We start from the raw sequence: 5,009 nt of genomic DNA, 5'->3' as shown, positions 1-5,009 counted from the left end.
CGCCACCCGACGCCGCGCCACGAGCGCGGCCGGGCGCCACGACCGCGACCATGCGTCAGCGCTGTGGCTCGCCCGGCGCGCGCCGGACGCCGAGTCGGAGCGCACGAGCGGCGAAATCCCGCGGTTCTCGGGGCGTCAGCGCGCTCGGGCGGCGTGGCCACGCGAGCGATACACAGCCACAGCGCTGTGGCTGTGCAGTGTCCGCGGGGTCCCCTGCGAGGAGCGCCCGCAGACCCGGAGATCGGCGCGATACCAACGATTCTCGAGCCTTCACGGTCGAGGGGACGGGGATCGGCTAGCCACAGCGCTGTCGCACGGGGGCGAGCAGAGCAACGGCGCACCCGGCGGTGCCCGCCACGGATGGCGGCGCGAATGACGACGCGGATGAACTCACGGTGAACGCCACCCGAACGCCACCCGAACACCGACCATAAGCGCCCCCTGACGCCAGGCACAGGCAGGGCACAGGCGCGCGGGGCTGACTAGGGGAAGTCCAACCTACGAAGGAGCCCCGATGTCCGTCCCCACGACACTCGTGCTGCTCGCGGCCGACCTGGTCGCGATCGCCGTTCTTGTCCTCGGCCTGTACCACCCGCGCCACCACCGCCGCGACCTCGTCGTCGCCTACGTGGGCATCAACGTGGGCGTGTTCGCGGTCTCGGCGGCCCTCGCCTCGTCCTCGGTCGGCGCCGGCCTCGGCCTCGGGCTCCTCGGCGTCCTGTCGATCATCCGCCTCCGCTCGGACGAGCTGAGCCAGCGCGAGGTCGCCTACTACTTCGCGGCGCTGGCGATCGGCCTCCTCGGCGGCCTCGCCCCGACCCCGATCTGGCTCGCCATGGCGGGCATGGCGCTGGTGGTCGCGGTGATGTTCGTTATCGACCACCCCGCCGTGTTCCCCACCTCCCGCGGCCAGCTCATCGTGCTCGACCGCGCCATCCCCGACGAGAACGAGCTGCGCGACGTGCTCGAGCAGATGCTCGGCGCCTCGGTCCGCTCGGTCCACGTGCAGCGTCTCGACCTCGTCAACGACTCCACCTGGGTCGACGTGCGGTACGTCCTGCCGCGCAACGCCCAGTCCCCCACGCCGCGGGTCCTCACGGCCACGGCAGCGACGACCCCGACCGCCGCGTCCACCCACACGGCCGCGCCGACACACACGGCCGCGCCGACACACACAGCCGCCACCGCCACGGCGACCCACGCCATCCCGCAGGCCGCGCACCCGGCCCAGGCTGCGCCGTCGTACGCCCCGCAGGTGACCCGATGACCGCGCGGCCGATCTCGCTGGAGGAGCTGCTCGCCGTCGCCGAGCTGCAGACCCGGGTGGACCGCAAGTACCTGCTCCCCACGTCGCAGCTCGCCCTCATCGACGACGCCGACCCCGACCTGCGCGTCCTCGAGATCGCCGGCAGCACGTCCCACCGGTACGCGTCCTGCTACCTCGACACCGCGGACCTGGAGTCCTACCTCCTCGCGGCGCACGGCCGGCCGCGCCGGTACAAGGTGCGCACCCGCACCTACCGCGACTCCGGCGAGGAGTTCCTCGAGGTGAAGACGCGCTCGGTGCGCGGCGAGACGGTCAAGGACCGGCTGCCGCTGGCGGAGGCGTCGCGCACCGAGCGGCACCGGTTCGCCCCGGCCACCGTCCGCGAGCGCACCGGCATCGAGCTGCCCGCGGTGTCCCCGCTGCAGCCCGTGCTCGACGTGACCTACTCCCGCACCACCTACCTGCTCCCCGCGAGCGACAGCCGCGTCACGGTCGACACCGACCTCGAGTGGACCCAGGTGCACACCGGGCGCCGGCTCGCGCTGCCCGGCTGGGCCGTCGTCGAGACCAAGACCACCGGCCGCCCGTGCGCGCTGGACCACCTGCTCTGGCACTCCGGCATCCGACCGCGCCGGATGTCGAAGTACACCTGCGGCCTCGCCCTCACCGGCGACACCGACCTCCCCACCAACCGCTGGCACCGCACCATGACGCAGCTGCGCGAGCACGCCGTCGTCCCCGCTGCGGCCGCCTGAGCGACCCGAACCAAGGAGCCTCCGATGCGACCCACCCCCACCACCCGGCAGACCCGCTCGCTGGGCGCCCTTCGCCCGCTGCGCAGCAGGGCCCTGGCCACGGCCGTCGCCGCCACGCTCGGCGTCGGCACCCTCGCCGCCTGCAGCACCGACACCGCGGCGGCGGACAACTCCGGCACCGCGCAGGCCGCCAGCGACACCGCCACGACGGACGCCGACGCCGCGGACACCGACTCCGACGCCGCGGCCCCGGTCGACGCCGTCGCCGGCGAGGACGTCGAGGCGGCCCTCGCCGCGAACCTCGCCTACGAGACGGGCGAGACGGACGTGGACGTGAGCTCCGCCGTCGCGATCTCGCTCTCCGGCGACACGGCCACGGCGAGCGGCGACGGCGCCTCCGCCGTGACCGTGGACGGCTCCACCGTGACCATCACCGCCTCGGGCACCTACGTGGTGTCGGGCACCCTCACCGACGGCCAGATCGTGGTCGACTCGGCGGACGACGGCGTGGTCACCCTCGTGCTCGACGGCGCCGACATCACCTCCACCACGACCGGGCCGCTGCAGGTCGCCGACGCCGGGAGCGTCGTCGTGGTCCTGGCCGACGGCTCGACGAACACCCTCGCCGACGCCCGCACCTCCATCCCCGAGGAGGACGCCTCCGGCACCGACGTGGTCAACGCCGCGCTGTACTCGACGGCGGACCTCACCATCGGCGGCGCCGGCAGCCTCACCGTGACCTCCGCGGCCGGCGACGGCATCACCGGCAAGGACGGCCTCGTCGTCACGGGCGGCACGATCACGGTCGACGCCGCCGACGACGCCGTGCGCGGCAAGGACTACCTCGTCATCACGGGCGGCACCTTCGACCTCACCGCGGGCGGCGACGCCCTGAAGTCGGACAACGACGAGGACACCACGGCCGGCTACATCGCCGTGCTCGACGGCGAGCTCACCCTCGACGCCGGGGACGACGCCTTCTCCGCGGCGACCGACGTCATCGTCGGGGGCGGCACGATCACCGCGACGTCCGTGGGCAAGGGCCTCAATGGCGACGTGTCTGTCGTCGTCGGCGGTGACCCCACGCTGACGCTGACCGCGACCGACGACACCGTGCACAGCAACGGCGCCGTCTCGGTATCCGGCGGCACGCTCACGCTCGCGAGCGGCGACGACGGCGTGCACTCGGACGGCTCGGTCACCCTCTCGGGCGGCACGCTCACCGTGACCGAGTCCTACGAGGGCGTGGAGGGCGCGACGATCACGTTCTCCGGGACCGACGCCGACATCACCGCCAGCGACGACGGCGTCAACGCCGCCAACTCCTCGGCCTCGGAGGTGTGGCTGCTCATCTCGGCCGGGTCGATCCTCGTCGACGCCGACGGCGACGGGCTCGACTCCAACGGCAGCGCCGAGATGACCGGCGGCGACGTGGTGGTCTACGGGCCGACCATGGACGGCAACGGCCCACTCGACCTCGACGTGTTCTCGATCTCGGGCGGCACGCTGCTCGCCGTCGGGTCGGCCGGGATGGCCGTGGAGCCGTCCACCGAGTCGGCGCAGAGCTGGATCGCGGGCAACCTCACCGCCTCGGCCGGCTCGACCGTCACGATCACGGACGCGTCCGGCACCGAGCTCACGTCGTTCACGACGCCGAAGGACATCGCCTCGGTGGTCTACTCCTCCGCCGACGTCACGGCCGGGTCCAGCTACACCGTGACGCCCGACGGCGGAACGTCCGTCACGCTGACGGCCGGGACCTCCTCGCTCACCGGGATCGGTGGTGGGCCCGGCGGCGGGATGGGTGGCGGTGGCATGGGCGCCGGCGGGCAGGCGCCCGGCGGGGGCGGCGGGCAACGGCCCTGATCGCCGGCGCGCCCGGGGCGTCTCGCATCACGTGTCGTGAAGTCTCGGGAAGATTCTGGGACCTTCGGACACGGTCAGCGTCCTGAGAGCCGGATAGGTTCAACGAGTCGCTGAAGTTCGCGCGCCCTTCCCCCCAGACGCGGTGCTGGCACCTCCACGACATTCGCGGTCCGCCTGTCCCCAACCTGCGGAACGCGTAGCGCCCCGCGCGAGCCGTCCCCCTCGGCTCGTGGCGGGGCGCTCCCACGTCCGGGCGGATGTCCTCGCGGGGGCCGGGCGCCGGCCGCAGCGTCGTCACCTCGTGCGGAGCGAGGGGGATTCGAACCCCCGGAGGCTTGCACCTCAACGGTTTTCAAGACCGTCACATTCGGCCGCTCTGTCATCGCTCCTCGGCCCCGAGGCGTCAGCCGCGTCACGTCACCGCGGCACCGCCCAGGGCCCGGGCCATTCTGCCAGCGCCGCGCTCAGGCGTCGCGCGGCGCTGCCCGCGCAGCGCCGCCGGCGGCCGACCGGCCCGCCGCCCGCCAACCAGATCAGCCCTCGGGCTCGGCCATCTCCTCGAGCACGAACAGCGGGATGAGCCGGTCGGTCTTCTTCTGGTAGTTCGCGTAGTCCGGCCACACCGCGACGGCGCGGTCCCACCAGGTCGCGCGCTCCTCGCCCGACAGCTCGCGCGCGAGGTAGTCCTTCTTCACCGGACCGTCCTGCAGCTCCACGTGCGGGTGCGCCACGAGGTTCCAGTACCACTGCGGGTGGTCGGGCGCGCCGCCCTTGGACGCCACCACGGCGTAGTCGCCCTCGTGCTCGACGCGCATCAGCGCCGTCTTGCGCAGGTTCCCCGACTTCGCGCCGACCGTCGTGAGCACGATGATCGGTACCCCCTGCATCGTGTTCGCGCGCGAGCCGCCGCTCGCCTCGAACTCCTCGGCCTGCGTGCGCGCGTGGCCGGACGTGCTCGGTGCGTACTCCCCGTGAAGTGGCATGCGCCGAGCCTACGTCGGCGACCACGGACGACGGCGAGCCTCACCTGCTGTCGACACGCAGTCAACTTGACTCGGGCAAGGCGGCGGCCACTACTCGGCGATATCGATGACCACTCCGTTATTAGGCAAGGAGCCCTT

At 73.0% G+C, this 5,009-nt stretch carries 4 protein-coding genes and 1 tRNA gene; 3 read left to right on the top strand and 2 right to left on the bottom strand.

The window, feature by feature from the left end; genetic code table 11:
• Positions 1–514 precede the first annotated feature (514 nt).
• From FH969_RS14420 to FH969_RS14410, 3 genes are read left to right on the top strand one after another with little or no spacing between them, the layout of a single operon-like run.
• Positions 515–1,267, top strand: coding sequence for a DUF4956 domain-containing protein (locus FH969_RS14420; RefSeq protein WP_139987874.1), 753 nt, complete (start codon positions 515–517; stop codon positions 1,265–1,267).
• Positions 1,264–2,022 (top strand): polyphosphate polymerase domain-containing protein, encoded by a 759-nt coding sequence (locus FH969_RS14415; RefSeq protein WP_139987872.1) that lies wholly within the window; start codon positions 1,264–1,266, stop codon positions 2,020–2,022. Before FH969_RS14420 ends, FH969_RS14415 begins: the two co-directional genes overlap by 4 nt.
• A 24-nt stretch (positions 2,023–2,046) precedes the next feature.
• The gene (locus tag FH969_RS14410) at positions 2,047–3,888 is read left to right on the top strand and encodes a carbohydrate-binding domain-containing protein (RefSeq protein WP_139987870.1); all 1,842 of its coding nucleotides are present in this window, start codon (positions 2,047–2,049) and stop codon (positions 3,886–3,888) included.
• A gap of 304 nt (positions 3,889–4,192) precedes the next feature.
• Here the strand turns inward: FH969_RS14410 and FH969_RS14405 are convergent.
• Both FH969_RS14405 and FH969_RS14400 read right to left on the bottom strand, forming a co-directional pair.
• Positions 4,193–4,277: transfer RNA gene (locus FH969_RS14405), tRNA-Ser, on the bottom strand.
• Positions 4,278–4,421: 144 nt separating this feature from the next.
• Positions 4,422–4,871: a nitroreductase family deazaflavin-dependent oxidoreductase gene (locus tag FH969_RS14400; protein WP_139987868.1), complete on the bottom strand. Its 450-nt coding sequence runs from the start codon at positions 4,869–4,871 to the stop codon at positions 4,422–4,424.
• Positions 4,872–5,009: the final 138 nt, after the last annotated feature.

Source organism: Miniimonas arenae (genome assembly GCF_006351005.1).
GTDB classification, from domain to species: Bacteria; Actinomycetota; Actinomycetes; order Actinomycetales; family Beutenbergiaceae; genus Miniimonas; species Miniimonas arenae.
Note: the sequence above shows the minus strand (reverse complement) of the source record. Positions and strands in the feature narration are given on the sequence as shown.

Bases quoted from the DNA above. Each gene is read 5' to 3' on its own strand.
- FH969_RS14420 (WP_139987874.1), top strand. From the start codon at position 515: ATGTCCGTCCCCACGACACTCGTGCTGCTCGCGGCCGACCTGGTCGCG.
- FH969_RS14415 (WP_139987872.1), top strand. From the start codon at position 1,264: ATGACCGCGCGGCCGATCTCGCTGGAGGAGCTGCTCGCCGTCGCCGAG.
- FH969_RS14410 (WP_139987870.1), top strand. From the start codon at position 2,047: ATGCGACCCACCCCCACCACCCGGCAGACCCGCTCGCTGGGCGCCCTT.
- FH969_RS14400 (WP_139987868.1), bottom strand. From the start codon at position 4,871: ATGCCACTTCACGGGGAGTACGCACCGAGCACGTCCGGCCACGCGCGC.